The 19,308-nt window shown below is 74.1% G+C and carries 19 protein-coding genes, 4 tRNA genes, 2 pseudogenes and 1 riboswitch; of the genes and pseudogenes, 16 read left to right on the forward strand and 9 right to left on the reverse strand.

The annotated features are described in order from the left end of the window. Nucleotides 1–4 precede the first annotated feature (4 nt). On the reverse strand, nt 5–1,330 hold the full coding sequence (locus tag MF605_RS07455; RefSeq protein WP_134416938.1) for a lysine N(6)-hydroxylase/L-ornithine N(5)-oxygenase family protein: 1,326 nt from the start codon (nt 1,328–1,330) through the stop codon (nt 5–7). Continuing rightward, entirely contained in the window at nt 1,327–2,922 is a 1,596-nt protein-coding gene (locus MF605_RS07460) for a pyridoxal phosphate-dependent decarboxylase family protein (RefSeq protein ID WP_070708689.1), read from the reverse strand. Before MF605_RS07460 ends, MF605_RS07455 begins: the two co-directional genes overlap by 4 nt. A gap of 161 nt (nt 2,923–3,083) precedes the next feature. On the opposite strand from MF605_RS07460, the gene MF605_RS07465 reads away from it, so the two are divergent. After that, entirely contained in the window at nt 3,084–3,974 is an 891-nt protein-coding gene (locus MF605_RS07465; RefSeq protein ID WP_123244425.1) for a siderophore-interacting protein, read from the forward strand. Nucleotides 3,975–4,071: 97 nt separating this feature from the next. On the opposite strand, the gene MF605_RS07470 is transcribed toward MF605_RS07465, so the two are convergent. From MF605_RS07470 to MF605_RS07485, 4 genes are all read right to left on the reverse strand, one after another. Next, a tRNA-Gly gene (locus MF605_RS07470) sits at nt 4,072–4,148 on the reverse strand. Nucleotides 4,149–4,176: 28 nt separating this feature from the next. Then, nucleotides 4,177–4,248, reverse strand: a tRNA-Val gene (locus MF605_RS07475). A gap of 58 nt (nt 4,249–4,306) precedes the next feature. Next, a tRNA-Cys gene (locus tag MF605_RS07480) sits at nt 4,307–4,377 on the reverse strand. Nucleotides 4,378–4,395: 18 nt separating this feature from the next. Next, a tRNA-Gly gene (locus MF605_RS07485) sits at nt 4,396–4,469 on the reverse strand. 158 nt (nt 4,470–4,627) lie between these two features. Here MF605_RS07485 and MF605_RS07490 point away from each other — a divergent pair. The 12 genes from MF605_RS07490 (at nt 4,628) to MF605_RS07540 (ending at nt 15,044) form a co-directional block, all read left to right on the forward strand. Next, a complete protein-coding gene (locus tag MF605_RS07490; protein WP_073115356.1) occupies nt 4,628–5,617 on the forward strand; it encodes a PD-(D/E)XK nuclease family protein in 990 nt (329 codons plus the stop codon). Then, nucleotides 5,614–6,198, forward strand: a complete 585-nt coding sequence (gene def / locus MF605_RS07495) for a peptide deformylase (protein ID WP_073115354.1) — start codon at nt 5,614–5,616, stop codon at nt 6,196–6,198. The genes MF605_RS07490 and def overlap by 4 nt, the downstream gene beginning before the upstream one ends. After that, nucleotides 6,195–7,295 (forward strand): methionyl-tRNA formyltransferase, encoded by a 1,101-nt coding sequence (locus MF605_RS07500; protein ID WP_134416937.1) that lies wholly within the window; start codon nt 6,195–6,197, stop codon nt 7,293–7,295. Before def ends, MF605_RS07500 begins: the two co-directional genes overlap by 4 nt. Further along, complete coding sequence (locus MF605_RS07505) at nt 7,292–8,923, forward strand: RsmB/NOP family class I SAM-dependent RNA methyltransferase (RefSeq protein ID WP_134416936.1); 1,632 nt, start codon at nt 7,292–7,294, stop codon at nt 8,921–8,923. The genes MF605_RS07500 and MF605_RS07505 overlap by 4 nt, the downstream gene beginning before the upstream one ends. Before the next feature lie 16 nt (nt 8,924–8,939). After that, on the forward strand, nt 8,940–9,611 hold the full coding sequence (gene rpe / locus MF605_RS07510; protein WP_036340795.1) for a ribulose-phosphate 3-epimerase: 672 nt from the start codon (nt 8,940–8,942) through the stop codon (nt 9,609–9,611). 94 nt (nt 9,612–9,705) lie between these two features. Further along, nucleotides 9,706–9,850: riboswitch (FMN riboswitch) on the forward strand. A gap of 82 nt (nt 9,851–9,932) precedes the next feature. Next, on the forward strand, nt 9,933–10,637 hold the full coding sequence (gene pnuC, locus MF605_RS07515; protein ID WP_004167571.1) for a nicotinamide riboside transporter PnuC: 705 nt from the start codon (nt 9,933–9,935) through the stop codon (nt 10,635–10,637). After that, entirely contained in the window at nt 10,634–11,767 is a 1,134-nt protein-coding gene (gene ribD, locus MF605_RS07520) for a bifunctional diaminohydroxyphosphoribosylaminopyrimidine deaminase/5-amino-6-(5-phosphoribosylamino)uracil reductase RibD (RefSeq protein ID WP_041102755.1), read from the forward strand. Before pnuC ends, ribD begins: the two co-directional genes overlap by 4 nt. Continuing rightward, on the forward strand, nt 11,768–12,424 hold the full coding sequence (locus MF605_RS07525; protein WP_036341523.1) for a riboflavin synthase: 657 nt from the start codon (nt 11,768–11,770) through the stop codon (nt 12,422–12,424). Continuing rightward, entirely contained in the window at nt 12,421–13,734 is a 1,314-nt protein-coding gene (locus tag MF605_RS07530) for a bifunctional 3,4-dihydroxy-2-butanone-4-phosphate synthase/GTP cyclohydrolase II (RefSeq protein ID WP_020624533.1), read from the forward strand. The genes MF605_RS07525 and MF605_RS07530 overlap by 4 nt, the downstream gene beginning before the upstream one ends. Next, the gene (ribH, locus tag MF605_RS07535; RefSeq protein WP_020624532.1) at nt 13,731–14,213 is read left to right on the forward strand and encodes a 6,7-dimethyl-8-ribityllumazine synthase; all 483 of its coding nucleotides are present in this window, start codon (nt 13,731–13,733) and stop codon (nt 14,211–14,213) included. The genes MF605_RS07530 and ribH overlap by 4 nt, the downstream gene beginning before the upstream one ends. 418 nt (nt 14,214–14,631) lie before the next feature. Next, nucleotides 14,632–14,763, forward strand: a complete 132-nt coding sequence (locus MF605_RS12005) for a hypothetical protein (protein WP_020624531.1) — start codon at nt 14,632–14,634, stop codon at nt 14,761–14,763. After that, a complete protein-coding gene (locus MF605_RS07540) occupies nt 14,760–15,044 on the forward strand; it encodes a hypothetical protein (protein ID WP_080696003.1) in 285 nt (94 codons plus the stop codon). The genes MF605_RS12005 and MF605_RS07540 overlap by 4 nt, the downstream gene beginning before the upstream one ends. On the opposite strand, the gene MF605_RS07545 is transcribed toward MF605_RS07540, so the two are convergent. Both MF605_RS07545 and MF605_RS07550 read right to left on the reverse strand, forming a co-directional pair. Beyond that, nucleotides 15,030–15,924, reverse strand: a protein-coding gene (locus MF605_RS07545; protein WP_134416935.1) for an IS5 family transposase whose coding sequence is annotated in 2 segments (ribosomal slippage) — nt 15,030–15,566 and nt 15,568–15,924 — 894 coding nt in all. Because the reading frame shifts where the segments join, the coding sequence is not laid out codon by codon here. The genes MF605_RS07540 and MF605_RS07545 overlap by 15 nt on opposite strands. Before the next feature lie 47 nt (nt 15,925–15,971). After that, a pseudogene (locus MF605_RS07550) lies at nt 15,972–16,103 on the reverse strand (ArsR family transcriptional regulator); the annotation flags it as partial. 78 nt (nt 16,104–16,181) lie between these two features. Here MF605_RS07550 and MF605_RS07555 point away from each other — a divergent pair. From MF605_RS07555 to MF605_RS07565, 3 genes are all read left to right on the forward strand, one after another. Next, nucleotides 16,182–16,556 carry an ArsR/SmtB family transcription factor gene (locus MF605_RS07555; protein WP_044659923.1) on the forward strand — a complete coding sequence of 125 codons (375 nt, stop codon included), beginning with the start codon at nt 16,182–16,184 and terminating at the stop codon, nt 16,554–16,556. Beyond that, nucleotides 16,556–17,467 carry a cation diffusion facilitator family transporter gene (locus MF605_RS07560; RefSeq protein ID WP_134416934.1) on the forward strand — a complete coding sequence of 304 codons (912 nt, stop codon included), beginning with the start codon at nt 16,556–16,558 and terminating at the stop codon, nt 17,465–17,467. The genes MF605_RS07555 and MF605_RS07560 overlap by 1 nt, the downstream gene beginning before the upstream one ends. A 64-nt stretch (nt 17,468–17,531) precedes the next feature. Further along, on the forward strand, nt 17,532–17,672 hold the full coding sequence (locus MF605_RS07565) for a hypothetical protein (RefSeq protein ID WP_165381393.1): 141 nt from the start codon (nt 17,532–17,534) through the stop codon (nt 17,670–17,672). A gap of 271 nt (nt 17,673–17,943) precedes the next feature. Here the strand turns inward: MF605_RS07565 and merA are convergent. Further along, a pseudogene (gene merA / locus MF605_RS07570) lies at nt 17,944–19,185 on the reverse strand (mercury(II) reductase); the annotation flags it as partial. Nucleotides 19,186–19,308 lie beyond the last annotated feature (123 nt).

The raw sequence follows: 19,308 nt of genomic DNA on the forward strand, positions 1-19,308 counted from the left end.
GCGCTCACCGGACGCCCGCCGCGACGGCACCGAAGTCCTGGAACGCGATCGACTCGGCCTGCGCGTAGACCTCACGGCCGGCGATCGTGCTGAGGATGCGGCCGCTGTGCTCCGCCGCCATGCCCAGGTCCGGGCCGGTGAGACCCAGGGGCTGTTCGGCGGTGTTGTGCACGAAGATCCGGCGGCCGCTCACGTCGATCGCGTGGTCCGCGTTCGCCGTCGTCCGACCGTCCTCCGCGCGCAGCAGGTGCCGCACCGGCTCCAGGAACGGATGGTCCGGGTGGCGGTAGCCCGTGCCCGCGACGACACGGTCCACCACGCGCCCCCCGGTCACCCCGGTCTCCTCGTCGCGCAGGGTGACCTCCACCCGGGGCGCACCCGGGCCCGCGACCAGGCGGGCGTCCGCCACCGACGTGCCCGGCCACAGCCGGGCCGGGTCCAGCGGACCCACCTGGCGCTCGTACAGCGCGTGGTAGACGTCCTCGATCGTGTACTCGCTGATCCCCTTGTACAGGGACCGGTGGGATGCGTTGATCTCATCCCGCCGCGCCCGGGGCAGAGTGGCGAAGTGCCGCTCATAGTCCAGCGAGGTCAGCTCGAGCGTGAGCTGGCCGACCTCCATGCCGAAGAACCGGGGTGAGCGCGTGACCCACGTGAGGTCCGGGTGGCCCGCGTTCAGCAGGTCCAGGGCGCACTCCGCCGCCGACTGGCCGCTGCCCACCACCAGGACCGACCCGGCCCCGGCGATGTCCTCGCGACGGCCCATGTACTCACCCGTGTGCACCACGGGGGACGCGCCGACCCGGGCCGACTCCTCCGCGACGCGCGCGAGCGGCGCGGGCAGGGACGGCACCGTGCCCGTGCCCACCACCACGTGGTCGGCCCGGTGCGTGCTGGTCCCGGCCGCGGAGGCCGCCTCCACCACGAACTCGTCCGCCTGATCGTCCCACCGCACCGCCGTCACCGTGGTCGCGTAGGCGATGCCGGGCAGCTGGGCTGCCACCCACGCGCAGTAGTCCGAGAACTCCCGCCGCAGCGGGTACCAGGAACCCCGGATGTAGAAGCGGTGCAGCCGGCCCATCGCCTTGAGATACGCCAGGAACGAGTACGGGGAGGTCGGGTCCGCGAACGTCACCAGGTCCGCGAGGAACGGCACCTGGATCTGCGCGCCCGGCAGCATCATGCCCGGGTGCCACACGAACGCGTCGCGGCTCTCCACCACCTCCACCTCGACGTCGGGCAGCGGGTGGGCCAGCGCGGCCAGGCTCAGGTTGAACGGGCCCAGCCCGATCGCGAGCACGCGGCGGGGGGACGTGGACGCCGGGCTCATGCGCACACCTGCTCTCCGTGCTCGTCCACGCGCGCCGCGGACGGACGTGGCCCCGCCGAAGCGGGGAGCGTGCAGGACACGGCGACCGACGGGCCATGCGGACGGGTCCGCGCCACCCCGCGACACCGATGACGGCTCGCCCGCACCGCGTCGACGTGCCGCAGCGCCGCCTCCTCCACGACGTCGACCAGCTCCTCCAGCTCGCCCGAGGTGACCGCGGGGTTCAGGATCGTGAACTTCAGATGGGGCACCCCGTCCACCACTGTCGTCGCGATCAGCGCGCGCCCGCCGGCCACCAGCTCCCGGTGCGTCGCCGCCTGCACCGCCGTGCACTCCTCCTCCGACAGTCCCTCGGCCCGCACCCGGAACAGCACTGTCACCAGCGTCGGATCCTCCAGCACCGCGAACGTCGGCCGGGCCCGCAGGATCCCGCACGCCTGCCGCGTGCGTTCGCGCGCCCCCGCGAACAGGGACACCACCGCCTCGGCCCCATGCTCACGCAGCGTCAGCCACAGCTTGAGCGAGTCGAACCGGCGGCTCGTCTGCAAGGACCGATCCGCCAGGTTCGGATGGACGCTGTCCTCCGGGTTCAGGTAGTCCGCATGCACCGTCACATGGCGCAGGCTCTCGGCGTCCCGCACCACCAGCGCGCTGCAGGCCAGCCCCACGTAGAACGTCTTGTGGAAGTCCATCGTCACCGAGTCCGCACGGTGCAGCCCCGGCAGCTCGTGGCGCGTCGCCGCGCTCGCGGCGAGGATCCCGCCCACGGCCGCGTCCGCATGGACCCACATCCCGTGGCGTTCGGCGACGTCGGCGATGGCCGGCAGCGGGTCGATGGCGCCGCGGTCGGTGGTCCCCAGCGTCGCGACGACGGCCATCGGCACGGCACCGGCGGCCACCTCACGTTCGACCGCCTCGGCCAGGGCCCCGGGGTCCAGACGCCCGGCGGCGTCGGTGGGGACGACGACCACGGCGTGGCGACCCAGCCCGAGCAGGCCGGCTGCCTTGGCGATGCTGTAGTGCGTGGCGGCGCTGACGAAGACGCGCAGCGAGCCGAGCACCTCGGCGGGCAGGTCGGCGAGCCCGGCGTGGCCGGTGAGGCGCTGCACGGCGCGGCCGCGGGCCAGCGTCATGGCCTGCAGGTTGGAGGCCGACCCTCCGGAGGTGAAGACGCCGTCGCCCGCGGCGAACCCGCACCAGCGTCCGACCTCGGCCAGGAGCCGCTGCTCCATGAGCGCCGCGGAGCGGGCCTGGTCCCAGGACTCGACCGCCGTGTTGAGCGCCCCGAGCACGGTGTCCGCTGCGGTGCTGGAGAGCAGGACCGGGCAGTTGAGGTGAGCGGCATAGCGCGGGTGGTGGTAGGCGGTGGTCTGGTGGGCGTAGAGCTCCGCGACCTCGGCGAGGGCGTCGTCGAGGCTGCCCGTCGGCTGCGAGAAGTCGACGGCGCCGACGGCGTCGGCCAGGTGCGTCGACGGGGTGTCCGGGTGGACCCCCGCGCGGTCGTAGGCGGTGTCGACGGCCACCCGGGCCGCCCTGCCGGTGGCGTCGAGGTAGGCGGCGGGATCGCCGAGTCCGAACAGGCGAGGGAGCATGGGAGGGCCTTCCGTGAGGGGGTCGTCGGCTCCGGGCGGCGTGCGCCACGGACGTCCCGCACAGTAGGAAAGCCTTACCTAAGAAAGCAAATACGCAACAATGACGTGACGTATTCAAAGGGAGGACTCCAGCAAAGGTGAGGCTCACCTATGCTGACCGGATGACGAGCTCCTCCGTCCTCCCCCCGCCTGCCGCCCGTCCCTCGCGTGTCGAGGCCCTGCAGATGAAGGCCTACCGCGGGCTCGCGGCCCTCGGCCAGGCGATGCCCGTTGACCGCGACGAGTATCCGCAGTGGACCATGACGGTCCGCGCCACGTGGCTGCTCGCCCCCCGGCTGCGTCGTCTCACGTTCGCCGCGGAGGAGTTCCGCACGTTCACCCCGCAGGGCTGCGACGAGTACTTCGGGCTGCTCACCCCGCCCCCGGGGCGGGCGCTCGTGATGCCCGATCCCGCGGCGCTCAATGCGCGGCGAGCGGTCGGGCGGATCCCCGAGGACGTGCGGCCGGATCTGCGGTGGTACACGGTCGCCGAGCACCGGCCCTCCGTCGGTGAGATCGACGTCGACGTCGTCGTGCACGACCATGCGGGCCCCGCCGGCACGTGGGCGCGCACCGCACGTCCGGGCGACGTCGCCGGCTTCCGCACCGGGACGGGCGCCTATCGTCTGCCGGCGGCGGGGGAGTCGCACCTCGTGGTGGGGGACGAGACCGCAGTCCCGAGCATCGCCGCCGCCCTCGCCGCGCAGCGTCGCACGCCGCACGGGGGCCGGATGGACGTCGTCCTGGAGGTGCCCGGCCGTGACCACGTCCCCGCCCTCGAGGTCCCGGAGGGCGCCACGCTCACGGTCCTGCACCGCGGAGACGCCGTGCCGGGCGCCCTGCTCACGCCGCACCTCGAGGACCTCCCCGCCGCGCCCCGCGACCACGTGTGGACGTGCGGCGAGCAGTCGCTCGCGACGGCGGCGCGGCGGGTGATCGTCCGCCGCGGCATCGCACCGAAGCGCGCGATCATGTTCAGCGGCTACTGGCGGGTGGACGGCCCGCGGCTCTGATCCCGTCCGACGGTCGGCGTCCGTGCTCCGAGCACGAGGCCGACCGCACGCCCCGGAACGACGAAGGGCCCCTCCGCCAGGAGGGGCCCTTCGTGTGTGGAGCGGATGACGAGATTCGAACTCGCGACCTCCACCTTGGCAAGGTGGCGCTCTAGCCAACTGAGCTACATCCGCCTGAGTCGATCCTCACGGATCGTCTCCGTGCGCGATACTGGGTTCGAACCAGTGACCTCTTCCGTGTCAGGGAAGCGCGCTACCGCTGCGCCAATCGCGCTCGTCCACCTCCGAGGAGGTGGTGAACATGCCGCCACTCCCGGTCGGAGAAGCCTGCGAGGTCGGGACGGGATTCGAACCCGCGTATACGGCTTTGCAGGCCGCTGCCTCGCCTCTCGGCCACCCGACCAGGGGTGAAGGTTGAGCGAGCGGATGACGAGATTCGAACTCGCGACCTCCACCTTGGCAAGGTGGCGCTCTAGCCAACTGAGCTACATCCGCGTGTCGGTGCCGCCGGGATCCGCTCGTCCGAGCCGCTCACCTGCGTTTTCCAACGAGAAAGAACTCTAGGCCATCTCCGCCCGGATGCAAAATCGGCGTCCGGAGGCGTGTCGGGCCACCCCGTCGGGGGTCCGCGGACCCTGCCAGAATGGCTGACCATGACCCAGCCACGCCTCGCGCATCAGACCCCCCACGGACGCATGTACGCGCGCTCCCTCTCGGGCCTGCCCGAGGTCCCGTCCATCACCACCGTGATCGGCATGGAGAAGACGGACCTGGACGGCTGGGTCGGGTGGATGGCGGCCCAGTCCGTGACCCAGGATCCGCGCCTGGCGGAATCGGTGGGCTCCGCTGCCCGCCTGAAACAGGTGGCCCGGCAGTCCGCCGACGCCGCGGCCCGCTACCGGGACGCCGCGGCCGAGCGCGGGGACCGCGTGCACGACTATGCCGAGCAGGTCGCCCAGCGCGCCCTCGGCCGTCCCCACACCATGGCGGAGGCCCGCGCGCGCCTGATCGAGCACGGTGAGGGTGCCTACGCGGACCGCTTCGACGAGTGGTGGGACCTCTACGACGTCCGGCCGATCGCGGCCGAGATCACCGTCTGGAACCACACGGTGGGCTACGCGGGCACCCTGGACCTCGTCGCCCGGATCGGCGGCCGGCTGTGTCTGATCGACTACAAGACGAAGGGCACGGGGCGGGACGGACGGGTCAAGGCGCTCGACCCCAAGGTGGTCATGCAGCTGACCGCCGGCCTGAAGGCGGAGGAGTCCCTCGTGGACCCCGAGGCCGGCACCTGGGAGGAGTGGCGACACGGCCAGGCCGAGATGCTGCTCGGCGTCGCCCTGGGGGAGACCGAGGTCGCCGTGCACCAGGCCAACCCTGGCGTGCTGCCCCGCCACTGGCACAAGTTCTGGGCCCTGCGCCAGGTCTGGAAGCACGCGCAGGCCGTGGACGACGCCGGCCCCGCGCTCCGCCTCATCGGCCCGCCTCCGCCGTCGGTCCCGGCGTCGGCGGCCACCGGCCTGCAGGCCGTGCGCGCCGCGGCGTTCGGCGGCGGCTCCCACGCCGCCCCGGACGCGGCGCCCGACGGGTCGTCGTCGCGCCCGGCGTCCGCCGCCGAGGGCGGCGATAGGGTGACGGCGTGACCGTCCTGCCCGTCCGCACCGTCCCCGACCCCGTCCTGCGCACCGCCGCGTCGCCCGTGCCCGCGGGGGCGGACGTGCGCGCCCTGATGGCGGACATGATCGAGACGATGCACGCCGTCGGGGGCGTGGGCCTGGCCGCGCCCCAGGTGGGCGTGGGCCTGCGGGTCTTCGTGTTCGACGTTGCCGGCGTCGCCGGGCATGTGGTCAATCCCGTGCTCGAGACCGCCGGGCAGGCGCTGCGGGAGCCGGGCGAGGGGTGTCTGTCCGTGCCCGGGCTGCGCTACCACCCGGCGCGCGCCGCGGAGGCCGTCGTCCGCGGCACCGACGTGGACGGGAACCCGGTGGAGCACCGGGGGACCGGCCTGCTCGCCCGCTGCCTCCAGCACGAGACCGACCACCTCGACGGGATCCTCTACGTCGACCGCCTCGACGGCGAGGAACGCCGTGAGGCCCGCCGCCGCATGCGCGCCGGCGAGGTGGACCGCGCCGCTCGCCGCATCGGGGCCGCGCGCGCGGCCGCCGTCAGCTCGGTCTTCGGCGCCCCCGCCGCCCCCGCCGCCGGAACAGGAGCCGCCCGATGACCGCCCCGACGCCCCTGCGCGTGCTCTACGCCGGCACGCCCGAGACCGCCGTGCCCGTGCTGCGCGCCCTGCTCGACTCACCCCACGAGGTCGTCGGCGTGCTCACCCGGCCGGACGCCCCGGTCGGGCGCCGGCGGGTGCTGACCCCGTCGCCGGTCGCGGTCGTGGCCGAGGAGGCCCGCCTGCCCGTGCTCAAGGCCGACCGACTCCGCGGACCCGAGGGCGCCGATGCCCTCCAGGCGATCCGGGCGCTCGAGGCGGACGTGGCCGTCGTCGTCGCCTACGGGGCGCTCGTGCCCGCCGAGGCCCTGCAGACCCCCCGCCACGGCTGGCTCAACCTGCACTTCTCCGCGCTGCCGGCCTACCGCGGCGCCGCCCCCGTCCAGCGCGCCGTGATGGCAGGGGAGACCGAGATCGCCGCCGACGTGTTCCAGCTCGAAGAGGGCCTGGACACCGGACCCGTCTTCGCCCGACTCACCCGCCCCGTCGCGGCCGACGAGACCGCCGGGACCGTGCTCACCGACCTCGCCGAGCGCGGCGGCCCGCTCGTGATCGACGTGCTCGACCGCCTGGCGGACGGCACCGCGACGGCCACGCCCCAGCGCGGCGAACCCACCCACGCACCGAAGCTCACGGCCGCAGACGGCCTGGTGGACCCCGCCCGCCCGGCGGCCGAGGTGGCCGCCCGGATCAACGGCGTCACCCCCGAGCCCGGCGCCTGGGGCTGGCTGACCGCGGACGACGGCGCCGCCCCGGCCCGTTTCAAGCTCGACGGCGTCGCCCCGGTCCGCGCCGGCGACGACGGCTGGCCCTCCGTACTCGACGCCGCGGCTCCCGGGCAGATCCTGGTGGCCGCGAAGGCCGCCTGGCTGCGCACCGCCGGCGGGGCCGTCCGGCTCTCCCGAGTCCAGCCGGCGGGCAGGAAGCTGATGCCGGCCGCCGACTGGGCGCGCGGCGCCGCCGCCGGGGCCGCGCTGCTGGCCGGGGAGGCGCTCGCCCACCACGAAGAACAGGCCCGCCGGGAGGCCGCCGCCCGGGCCGCGGCACGCCAGGCCGCGCGGAACGCCACGGAACAGGACGAGGAGGCACGCGCATGAGCCGCGAGAGACAGCCAGGACAGGGCCGGGGCGAGCGAGGGGCCCGCGGAGAACGCGGCCGCGCACCCCGGCCAGACCCCCAGGACCGCCGGGATGCGCAGGGGCGCACCCGCAACCGGGGTCGCTCCGGCGCCGGACGGAAGTACTCGGCGCAGGCGCCGTCGCAGCGCTCCCGCACCGCCGACCCGGCGCGCCGCGTCGCGTTCGGGGTGGTCCGCTCCGTCCACGCCGAGGACGCGTACGCGAACCTGGTCCTCCCGGCGCGCATCCGCCAGGCCCGCCTCGACCGGCGCGACGCCGGCTTCGCCACCGAACTCGCCTACGGCACCCTGCGCGGGCTCGGCCTGTACGACGCGATCCTGACCCGCTGCGTGGACCGCCCGCTCGAGCAGATCGACCCACCCGTGCTCGACGCCCTGCGGCTCGGCGCCCACCAGCTGCTGGGCATGCGCGTGCCCGCCCACGCCGCCCTCGACGCCACCGTCTCCCTCGTGCGCGCCGAGATCGGGGCCGGCGCCTCCGGGTTCGTGAACGCGGTGCTGCGTCGGGTTGCCGAACGCCCCCTCGAGGAGTGGCTGGCCGACGTCGCCCCCGCCGACGGCGGCGACGCCGCCCTGGCCGTCCGCACCTCGCACCCCGTGTGGATCGTCCGCGCGCTGCGCCAGGCCCTGGCCGCTCACCGCGGCACCCGCCACATCGCCGACCGCGACGCCGAGCTGGCCGCCCTGCTCGAGGCGGACAACGCCCCGCCCGTGGTCAACCTCGTCGCCCTGCCCGTGGCCGGTGGGGCCGAGGCGCTCGCCGCGGCCCTCGACGACGGCGCCGAACCCGGGCCGCTGGCCCCGGACTCCGCCCTGCACTCCGGCGGCGACGCCGGCCGTCTGCCCGGGGTGCGCGAGGGCGTGCTCCGCGTCCAGGACGCCGGCTCCCAGCTCACCGCCCGCGCCCTGGCCCAGGCACCCGTCCCCGCGGCCGAGGGGCGGGCCGAGCGCTGGCTCGACCTGTGCGCCGGCCCCGGCGGCAAGGCGGCCCTGCTGGCCGCCCTCGCCGCCGAGCGGGGTGCGACGCTCGTGGCCAACGAGGTCGCCCCGCACCGCGCCGACCTCGTCCGGCAGGCACTCGCCGCCGTGCCCGCCGGAGCCTGGACCGTCCGGGCCGGGGACGGCCGCACGATCGCCGACGCCCCCGAGGCGGCCCCGGCGTTCGACCGCGTCCTCGTGGACGCCCCCTGCACCGGCCTCGGTGCGCTGCGCCGCCGACCCGAGTCGCGCTGGCGCCGCACCCCGGCCGACCTCGCCGAGCTCACCGGCCTGCAGGCCGAGCTGCTCGACGCGGCGGTCTCCGTCCTCGCCCCCGGCGGCGTGCTCGCCTATGTCACTTGCTCCCCGCACGTCGCGGAGACCGTCGTCCAGGTCCAGGACCTCGTGCGCCGCCACCCCGAGCTGGAGCTGCTCGACGCCCGCACCGCCCTCGACACCGTCGCGCTCGACGACCTGCGCCTGGACGAGGCCGAACCCGCCGGCGCGCCGGAGCCGGCCGATGTGGTCGCCCGCACGGCCCAGCTCTGGCCGCACCGGCACGGCACCGACGCCATGTTCCTGGCCCTGCTGCGCGCCCCCGGCGCCTGACCGAGAGGACCCGCCCATGACCGCCCGCGCCCCGCGCCTGCACCCCTCGATCCTGTCCGCGGACTTCGCCCGCCTCGCCGACGAGCTGGCCCGCATCCCCAGCGCAGACGCGGTGCACGTGGACGTCATGGACAACCACTTCGTCCCGAACCTCACCCTCGGCCTGCCCGTGGTCGAGGCGATCCGACGCGCCACGGACCTGCCGCTGGACCTCCACCTGATGATCGAGGACGCCGACCGCTGGGCGCCCGGCTACGCGGAGGCGGGGGCCGAGTCCGTGACCTTCCACGCCGAGGCGTCGGCGGCGCCCGTCCGACTGGCCCGCGAGCTGCGCGCGGCCGGAGCGAAGGCCGGCATGGCGCTGCGGCCGACGACCGCGGTCGAGCCCTACCTGGACATGCTCCCGGAGCTGGACATGCTCCTGCTGATGACCGTGGAGCCCGGCTTCGGGGGGCAGGCGTTCCTCGACGTCGTGCTGCCGAAGATCCGCCGGGCCCGCCGCGCCCTCGACGGCGGGCCCGCCCCGCTGGCCCTCCAGGTCGACGGCGGCGTGAACCGGGAGACCATCGAACGCGCGGCCGAGGCCGGGGCCGACGTGTTCGTGGCCGGCTCCGCGGTGTTCGGCGCCGAGGACCCCGACGCCGCGCTCGTCGGCCTGCGCACCGCCGCCGCCCGCGCCTGCCACTGAGCCCGGCGACGCGGTCGCCCGGCCGCCGCGCCGGACGTCGCCCGGTGACGTCCGGCATGCGCGGCCGGCCGGGCGTGCGATACTGCTGGACAGCAACGTGCTCCGAGATGCGGTGGAAGTCCGCACCGGCGGTGACAGCCCGCTAACCGCGCGGCCCGTCCTCATCCGAGGCGGTGCCGGGCGGCCTGACCGGTGGAATTCCGGTGCCGACCGTACAGTCGGGATGGGAGAGGCACGCGGCGGAGCCGTTCCGCGCCCTGCGCGGGAGGGCTGCGGAGCGCACCCCTCGGAGTCCCGATCCGAGGAGGTGGCGTCACGGTCATGGACTGGTTAGTGGACGCCTTCAACTGGACCATCCCGGTCGCCGGCGGGGGCCTGCTCATGCGCGAGGTGCTGGGCAACGTCTTCGGCCTCGCCTCCGCCCTGGGCGGCATGGCGCGCAGGGTCTGGGCCTGGCCCGTGGGCATCCTCGGCAACCTCATCCTGCTGACGGTCTTCCTCGCCTCCCTGTTCACGGGGGCCGATCACGCCACCCTGCTCGGCCAGGCCGGCCGACAGGTCATGTTCATCGCCGTCTCCGTCTACGGCTGGGCGCGCTGGCGTCAGGCCCGCCGGGGCCACGCCGAGGACGCTCCCGCCATCACCCCGGAGTGGGCCGGCTGGCGCGGGCGCGTGTTCCTCGTGACGGCCATGGCGGTCGGCACCGTCGCCCTCACCCCCGTGTTCCGCGCCCTGGGTTCGTGGGAGCCGGTGTGGGCGGACGCCTGGACGTTCGTGGGATCGCTGCTGGCGACCTACGGCATGGCGCGCGGCTGGGTGGAGTTCTGGCTGATCTGGGTGGCCGTGGACGTCGTCGGCGTGCCCCTGCTGTGGAGCACCGGCTACTACGCCTCGGCCGTGATGTACGCCTTCTACGGCGCCTTCACCCTGATCGGCTTCTTCGTGTGGCTGCGCGCCACAGACCGGGACAAGCCCGCCGTGGAGACGCTGCTGCCCGACGGCCCCGAGGGGGACGTCGCCCGATGAGCGCCGCCGAGACCCCGCCCGCCGACCCCATGGACCTCGCCGTCCACGCCGCGCTGCGCGGTGTGCGCGGCGCCAACCCCCTCGTCGGGGCCGTCCTGACCGACGAGGCCGGCCGCGTCCTGGCCGTCGGCCACCACCGCGGACGGGGGACCGCCCACGCCGAGGTCGACGCCCTCGCCCGCTGGCGGGCCGCCCGCGCCGCGGATCCGGCCCTGGCCGCCCTCGACCCCGCCGGCCTGACGCTGCACGTCACCCTCGAGCCCTGCGACCACACCGGCAGCACCGGCCCCTGCTCCCAGGCCGTCCTGGACGCGGAGATCGGCGCACTGCGCTACGCCGTCGCGGACCCCACCGGTCACGACGGCGGCGGCGCGGCCCGCCTCGCCGCGCACGGGGTGCACGTCACCGGCCCCACCGGCGAGACGGCCGCCCTCACGCTCACCGCCCGCTGGCGCGAGGTCCGCGACGCAGGCCGTCCGTGGGTGACCGGGCACCTCGCTCAGTCCCTCGACGGCCACGCCGCGGCCGCCGACGGCACGAGCCAGTGGATCACCGGCCCGGACTCCCGCGTCCACGCCCACGAGGTGCGCTCCCGCGTCGACGCCATCGTCGTCGGCACGGGGACCGTCCTGGCCGACGACCCCCGCCTCACCGCCCGTGACGCCGTCGGCGCCGAACTCGCGCACCAGCCCGTGCCCGTCGTCCAGGGTCACCGGCCCGTGCCCGACGGCGCCGCCCTGCGCACCCACCCGGTGGTGCTGGAGGTCCTCGACCACGACCCGCACGCCGTCCTCGCCGCGCTCGCCGCCCATCCCGGGCCCTGGCCCCACGGCCGCCGTGCCGAGCACGTGCTCATCGAGGGCGGGCCCCGCGTGCTCGGCGCGTGGCTGCGCGCCGGCCTCGTGGACGAGCTCATGGTCTACACCGCGCCCCTGCTGCTCGGCCCGGGCCGCGCCGCCGTCGCCGGCCTGGACGTCGCCACGCTGTCCGAGGCACTGCGCTGGCACCCCGACCCCGCGGAGGGTGGCCCCGTCCGTGCCCTCGGGGACGACGTCTGGACCCACCTGAGCCCCGTGCCGGCCCCGCGCCTGCCCACCGCCCCCGCCCCGACCCGTTTCCAGGAGGACTGAGTGTTCACCGGCATCGTCACCCATCTCGGCACCGTCGTCGCCCTCGAGCACGACGCGGCCGCCGACACCGCCCTGCTGACCCTCGACGCCGGCGGCGCCCTCGACGGGCTGCCCGCCGGCGGCTCGCTCGCCGTCGACGGCGTGTGCCTCACGGCCCTCGACGAGCCCACGGGGCGCCCCGGCGTGTTCCGTGCCGACCTCATGGGCCAGACGCTGCGGATGACCAGCCTCGGCGACCGCGCCCCGGGGGACCGGGTCAACCTCGAGCGCTGTCTGCGCCCCACCGACCACCTGGACGGGCACGTGGTCCAGGGCCACGTGGACGGGACCGGCCAGGTCCTCGCGGTCACCCCGCACGGGGCCTGGACCACCCTGCGCATCGGCCTGCCCGCCCGCCTGGCGCGTTACGTCCCCGCGCAGGGGGCCATCGCCCTGCAGGGCGTCTCCCTCACCGTCACCGCCGTCTCCGACCCGGGCGCGGCCGCGCACTGGTTCGAGGTCGGCATCATCCCGGCCACGCTCGAGGCCACCACCCTGGGCGCCCTGCGGCCGGGCGACCGCGTCAACCTCGAGACCGACGTGCTCGCCCGGTACGCCGAGCGTCTCGCGCTCATCCCGTCCGCCCCCGCCGCACCCACCGAGGAGGCCCGCCCGTGAGCGAGCACATCCGTCTGGACCCCGTCCCCGCGGCGATCGCCGCGATCGCCGCCGGCCGGCCCGTCGTCGTCGTGGACGACGCCGACCGCGAGAACGAGGGCGACCTGATCTACGCGGCCGCCCTGGCCACCGACGAGGTCACCGCCTTCACCGTCCGCCACACCTCGGGCGTCATCTGCGCGCCCCTGCCGGCCGGCCTGGCCGACCGCCTGGCCCTGCCGCCCATGACCACCGTCAACGAGGACCCCAAGGGGACCGCCTACACCGTGAGCGTGGACGCCGCCGCCGGCGTCACCACCGGCATCTCCGCCGCCGACCGCACCCGCACCCTCCGCGTGCTCGCCGACCCCGGTGCCGCCCCCGGTGACCTGACCCGGCCCGGTCACGTGTTCCCCCTGCGCGCCGTCCCCGGCGGCGTCCGGGCCCGCCGCGGCCACACCGAGGCCGGCGTCGAGCTGTGCCGCCTGGCCGGCGTCGCGCCCGTGGCCGCCATCGCCGAGCTCGTCCACGACGACGGCACCATGATGCGCCTGCCCGCCCTGCGGGAGTTCTCCGATGAGCACGGCCTCGTGCTCATCTCCATCGAGGACCTCGTGGCCCACCTGGAGGAGACGACGCCGACCCTGACCGCCGTCCCCGCCGAGGCCACCCTGCCGACCCGGCACGGCCTGTTCCGCGTGAGCGTGCACGTGGACGCCGAGACCGGGGCTGAGCACCTGCTGCTCGTGGCGGGGGAGACCGACCCGGAGCGTCCCCTCACCGTCCGCGTGCACTCGGAGTGCCTCACCGGCGACGTGCTCGGCTCCCTGCGCTGCGACTGCGGCCCCCAGCTCGAGGACGCCCTGGCCCGCGCGGCGGCCGAGGGCGGCGCCGTCCTCTACCTCCGGGGCCACGAAGGACGCGGCATCGGCCTGGCCAACAAGATCCGCGCCTACCGGCTCCAGGAGGAGGGGATGGACACCGTCGAGGCCAACCTCGCCCTCGGTCTGCCCGCCGAGGCGCGCGACTGGGCCGGGGCCGCCGCCGTCCTCACGGCCGCCGGCCATCGGCGCATCCGCCTGGTCACCAACAACCCCGCGAAGGTCGCGGGGCTGCGGGCGGCCGGCATCGACGTCGTCGAGCGTGTCCCGGCCCCCACGCCCGTCACCGAGCACAACGTCGTCTACCTGCGCACCAAGCGGGACCGCATGGCCCACGCCCTGGCGGACCGCGTGCTCGAACCGCCGACGGCCACCGGCGGCCCCGCCACGCCGGCCGATGACCCGACCACCGACCCGACCCACCCCACCCACCAGGAGGACACCCCATGAGCGGCGCCGGAGCCCCGACCTTCACCCCCGACCCCGCCGCTGCGAGCGGCCTGAACGTGGCGATCGTCGCCGCCCAGTGGCACACGGAGATCATGGACGGGCTGATCGCCGGGGCGCAGGCCGCCGCGGCGGATTTGGGCCTGGAACCCGTGCTCGTGCGCGTGCCCGGCACCGTCGAGCTCACCGTCGCCGCGGCGCGGCTGGCGGAGCGATTCGACGTCGTCGTGGTCCTGGGCGTCGTGGTGCGCGGGGACACCCCGCACTTCGACTACGTGTGCCAGTCCGTGACCCAGGGCGTGACGGAGGTCTCGGTGCGCACCGGCGTTCCCGTGGGCTTCGGCGTGCTCACCGTGGACACCGAGCAGCAGGCCCGCGACCGGGCGGGCCTGCCCGGATCCCGAGAGGACAAGGGACGCGAGGCCCTCGAGGCGGCCGTCCTCACCGAGCTCGCGCTGCGCTCGGTCACGCCACGGGACTGAGGGTGGCCGGGCGGGGCTGCCTGCTGGGTCGGCTGCTCTCGACGTGGACCCTGTCCCCGGGGCCGGTGGGGTGATCGCAGGCCGGTCAACCGGGCCCGTCCGGAACGCCGGCAGCCCCGCGCCGTCATGGATGGGGTCGGCCGGAGGGCGCGGGGACCCGACGATAGAGGCGGAGACGCGAAGCCCCCGCCCTTCGTCTCGCTCGCGGCATCCACAGCTCGTCGTCCACTGCCCCGACCGTCAGGGCGGGCCGTTGACCCCCAACGCGTTCACCGCCGCAGACGGGTGATCTATGCGGCCCGCCCCGCCTCGGACGACTGCGTCGGGGTGCACGGAGCCTGCCGCAGCGTGGCCGCGTTCAAACAGTCCATGGCCCTGCTGGGAGCTGCGCGAGACCGGGCTGCTGCTCACCCCCCTGGTGCCGGCCCGCTCCATCGTCCCCGGTGCACGTCTGGCCTGCGACTGGCTGGGCCACTATGAGAAGCGCGAACCCGTCGCCTCCGCCTACGCCGACCTGGCCGGCCTCATCTTCGAAAGGATCACCGCATGAACGAGAAGCAGCTTGAGCCCGACCTGAGTCTGCGAGCACAGCGACGCAAGCCCACCCCGGCCCCCCAGACCCCGGCTCCCGGAGCGGTGATCCCCGCAGAACCGGCAACGACCTCGGACCCGGCCGGTGGGTATGCGCCCCTGGCGCGGCGTGGGGCGCCGACCGTGGCCCTGAACGTGCGAGTGCCCGAAGCGATCCGCGACGCGGTGCGTCGAGAGGCCGCCACGAACCCGGCAACGCCCAGCCAGGCCGCGGTCATCGAAGCCCTAGGGCATGTCTGACAATCGTTTGGACCATGCGATCACAGCATTCAGGACCACAGCGGCCCTGTAGATGATCGCGTACTTGTCATACCGGGTCGCCAGACCCCGCCACTGCTTCAGGTGAGCGTACTGACGCTCGATGACGTTGCGGCCCTTGTAGGCGTCCACGTCGAGGCTGACGGGGCGCCCGCCGCGGGCACCGCGCCGTCTGCGGTGGCCCTGCTGGTCGGCCGGTTCGGGGATGACCGCTTTGATCCCACGGGCGCGTAGGTGGGTGCGGATCGCCCGGGAGGAGTACGCCTTATCGCCCAGCACGGCCTCGGGGCGGGTCCGGGGCCGCCCTACTGGCCGGGTCACGCGCAGCTGCGCCAGAAGAGGAAGCAGCATCGGGGAGTCCCCTGCCTGGCCGGGGGTGATCAGGCTGACCAGCGGCAGTCCGGTCCCATCGACGAGCTGATGGATCTTCGTGCTCAGCCCGCCACGGGAGCGCCCGATGCCGTGATCGGCCGGCTCCTCACGCGGATTCTTGTAGTTCGATCCATCCCCCTGTGTGGCGGGTGATGCTCGTCGCGTGCTGGTGGGCGCGGGCGATCGTGGAGTCCACCGAGACCGACCAATCGATCAGGCCTTCGGCGTCAGCGGCGGCGGTCAGCGTGGCCAGCACCGTGTCCCATGTGCCCTCTTCAGCCAAGCGCCGATGCCAGGTCCACACGGTCTGCCAGGGCCCGTAGACCTCGGGCAGATCCCTCCAAGCGATTCCGCACCGGTACCGGTAGATGATCGCCTCCACCATGGTGCGGGCGTCGGCGAACGGCCTGCCGGCGCGGCCGGTCCGGGTCGGGAGCATCGGGGCGATCAACTCCCATTGGGCGTCGGAGAGCATCTGGAACCGGGACATGTCCCCAGGGTCTCAGCTGACTCGTGCATCTATTCTCAGACACGCCCTAGGTCGCGGGCGAGTACCGCCGGGTAGCTCGGGCCCTCGAGGAGTGTCATGAGGATGCGGGAGCGGGTCGGGTCGGCCATCGCCCGGCCCAGCCGGTTCATCACGTCCAGCCGCGAAGCAATAGTCAGCATGCGCTGACCATACAGAACCTGCTGACCTCTCGTGTGTGGCTCCCGCTGCTGATATCTGCATAGGTGTATGGTCGTGGCATGAGTGTGACGCCGTTGGATTCGTGTCAGGTCACCGCCGTCCATCCGGAGAAGGTGGCGCTGACCCGGGAGAGGATCCCCGACGAGCGCGAGGCCGGCAGGTTGGCCGGGCTGTTCAAGCTCCTGGGGGACCCGCGCCGTGCCCGGGCGCTGTATGCGTTGCTGGAGGCCGGCGAGCTGTGCGTGTGTGACCTGGCGGCGTCGGTCGATGTCGCGGAGGCGTCGGTGTCCCAGGTGCTGCGGGTGCTGCGTACCGCTGGGGTGGTCGAGAACCGCCGGGAGGGGCGGATGGTGTACTACCGCCTCGCTGACGGGCATGTGCGGATGCTGCTGGACGTCTCCCGTGAGCACGCCCGCCACGAGGGGCAGGGCTGATGGGGGCGGGACACAGCCATGCCCCGGCGACCGGGCGTGCCGGTGGCCGCTACCGTCGGCGGCTGGCGGGGGCGTTCGCCCTGACGGCGGGCTTCTTCCTGATCGAGCTGGTCGCGGGGCTGGTGTCGGGGTCGTTGGCGCTGCTGTCGGATGCCGGGCACATGGCTGCCGATGTGGTGGTGCTGGGTGCGGCGCTGCTGGCGACGCGCATCGCGAGCCGGCCGGACTCCACGGGGCGACGCACCTATGGCTCCTACCGGGCCGAGGTGTTCGCCTCGGCGTTGGCGGTGCTGGCGATGCTCGCGGTCGGGGTGTACGTGGTGGTCGAGGCCATCAGCCGGCTGGGCGACGCGCCGGAGGTGGCCTCCGGCGCCATGCTCGCGGTCGGCTTCGCCGGCCTGGTGATCAACATCATCTCCATGCTGCTGCTGCGCAGCGGGGCCAAGGACAGCCTGAACGTCAAGGGCGCCTACTACGAGGTGATCGCCGACGCCGCCGGGTCGGTGGGTGTCATGGTCGCCGGCGTGCTGATCATTCTCACCGGCCAGCCGATCTGGGACGTCGTGGTCGCGGCGCTCATCGCGGTCTTCGTCATCATCCGGGCGGTGGTTCTGGGCAGGCAGGTGATCGCGGTGCTGGGCCAGCACGCCCCGGAAGGGGTGGACCCGGAGGACGTCGCCGGTGACCTGGACGCGGTCGAGGGGGTGGAGGAGGTCCACGACCTGCACCTGTGGACCCTGACGTCGGGGATGAACGTGGCCACGGCCCACCTGGTCGCTGACCAGGGCGCGGACCACGGCGCCGTGCTTGCCGGCGCGCGCCGGGTGCTGCGCGACCGTTACGGTATCGCCCATGCCACCTTGCAGGTGGAGGGCGCCGGCAGCGACGGCTGTCACGACCTGAGCTGGTAGCACTCGGCACGGAAGCCCGCTCGCGAGAGCCGCACATGCTTGAGCAACGTCTTAGGAGCGCGCGATGGCCGCGAAGCACGGCAAGGGCCCCGGGCCGGACGAGGGCCAGCGGCCGGCCCGGCGCGGGGTGGTGCTCACCCTGCTGGGGATCGGTCTGGTCGCCGCGGCTTACGTGGTGACGATCGTGGTCATGGTGGTGCGGTGACGCGGCCCAAACGGACCGCGGCCTCATGGCGGCGCCGCAAGGCGGTCATCGCGTCGTCCAGTGCTGTCCTCGTCGGGTCGAGCACGTAGAGGTCGTGAAGACGTCCAGATATAGGCCTGGGACGGGAGTTCTTGCATCGACTGAACTCCCCGGTGGTTGCAGGTCCGATACGCAGGGGTGCCAGTAAGTAGGGCTGATCGGCGCCCATTTTCTTGTCTCGCGCCCCGGGGCGAGGCGGTCCCCTATCGGTGTCCCTGTGTGCGGGGCAGGTTCACGCCGCGCAGCAGGAGAGCTTGGCGATGTCGGTGGTGAAGGCCTGCGCGGTGAGCTTGAGGCCTTCGGCCATGGTCAGGTAGGGGCTCCAGAGGTTGGCGACCTGGCTGGTGGTCATGCCGGCCTCGAGCATGTAGACCCCGGCGGCGGCGAGGTCGCCGGCGTCCTGGGCCAGGGCGGTAATGCCGATGATGCGGCCGGTGTCGGCGTCGGTGACCATCTTGATGAACCCGCGGGTGTCGCGGTTGACGATCGCGCGTGGGACGTGCGCGAGTGACAGGACACGGCTGTCGTAGCGGATCCCGGCAGCGGAGGCCTGCCGTTCGGTCATCCCGACGGCGGCCAGGGCGGGGCTGGTGAACACGACCCGGGGCAGGTGGCGGTAGTCGACCTCGAGGCCGGCGCCGGTGAGGGCGTTGTCGGCGACGAGGGCGCCGTGGGCCGCGGCGACGTACACGAACTGACGGTGGGCGGTGACGTCACCGGCAGCCCAGACGCGCGGGTTGGTGCTGCGCAGATGGCTGTCGACGACCACCTCGCCGTGGTCGCCGGTGCGCACGTCGACGGTGTCGAGACCGAGCGTGGCGGTGACCGGGCGGCGCCCGGTGGCGACGAGTACCTCGGCCGCCCGGAGTTCCTGTGAGCCGTCAGTGGTGGTGGCAGTGACCGTGACCTCGCCGGTGGCCGGGTCGCGGCGGACCGCGCTGGGCACCGCGCCGCGGATGATCTGGATGCCTTCGTCCGTGAAGATCTCATCCAGGGCGGTGGACGCCTCGGGTTCTTCCTGGGACGCCAGCCGTGAGCGGACCAGCATGGTGACCCGGACGCCGAGCCGAGCGAAGAGCTGGGCCTGCTCCATCGCGACGTAGCCGCCGCCGATGACCAGCAGCGACTCCGGGACGTGGTCCAGTTCCATCGCGGTGGTCGAGGTCAGGTAACCGGCCTCCTGCAGGCCGGGGACCGGCGGCGCCCAGGGCCTGGAGCCGGTGGCGATGAGGTAGTGTGCGGCCCGGACCGTCTCCACCGTGCCGTCAGGGCCGGTGACGCGCAGTGCCGGCTCGCTGGGTGTGCCGACGAACGTGGCGTCCCCGGGGTGGAGATCCCATCCGTACTCGGTGGCCAGGTCCAGGTACTTCTCGCCACGCAGTGACCCGACGAGCCGATCCTTGCCGGCGATCAAGGCGGGCATGTCGACCGGCCGGACTTCGGGGAGCGGCAGGCCGGGGAACCGGGAGGGGGCGTGTCAGATGGTCTGTGTAAGCCGTACCGAGAGGAACGGTAAGAATCATGACCATGATCGACGAGAAGAACCCAGGCGAGCCCTCGGGCCAGGACCTGGTCGAGCAGCTGAAAGCCTCAGGGC

Source organism: Micrococcus luteus, from assembly GCF_022664405.1.
GTDB classification, from domain to species: Bacteria; Actinomycetota; Actinomycetes; order Actinomycetales; family Micrococcaceae; genus Micrococcus; species Micrococcus luteus.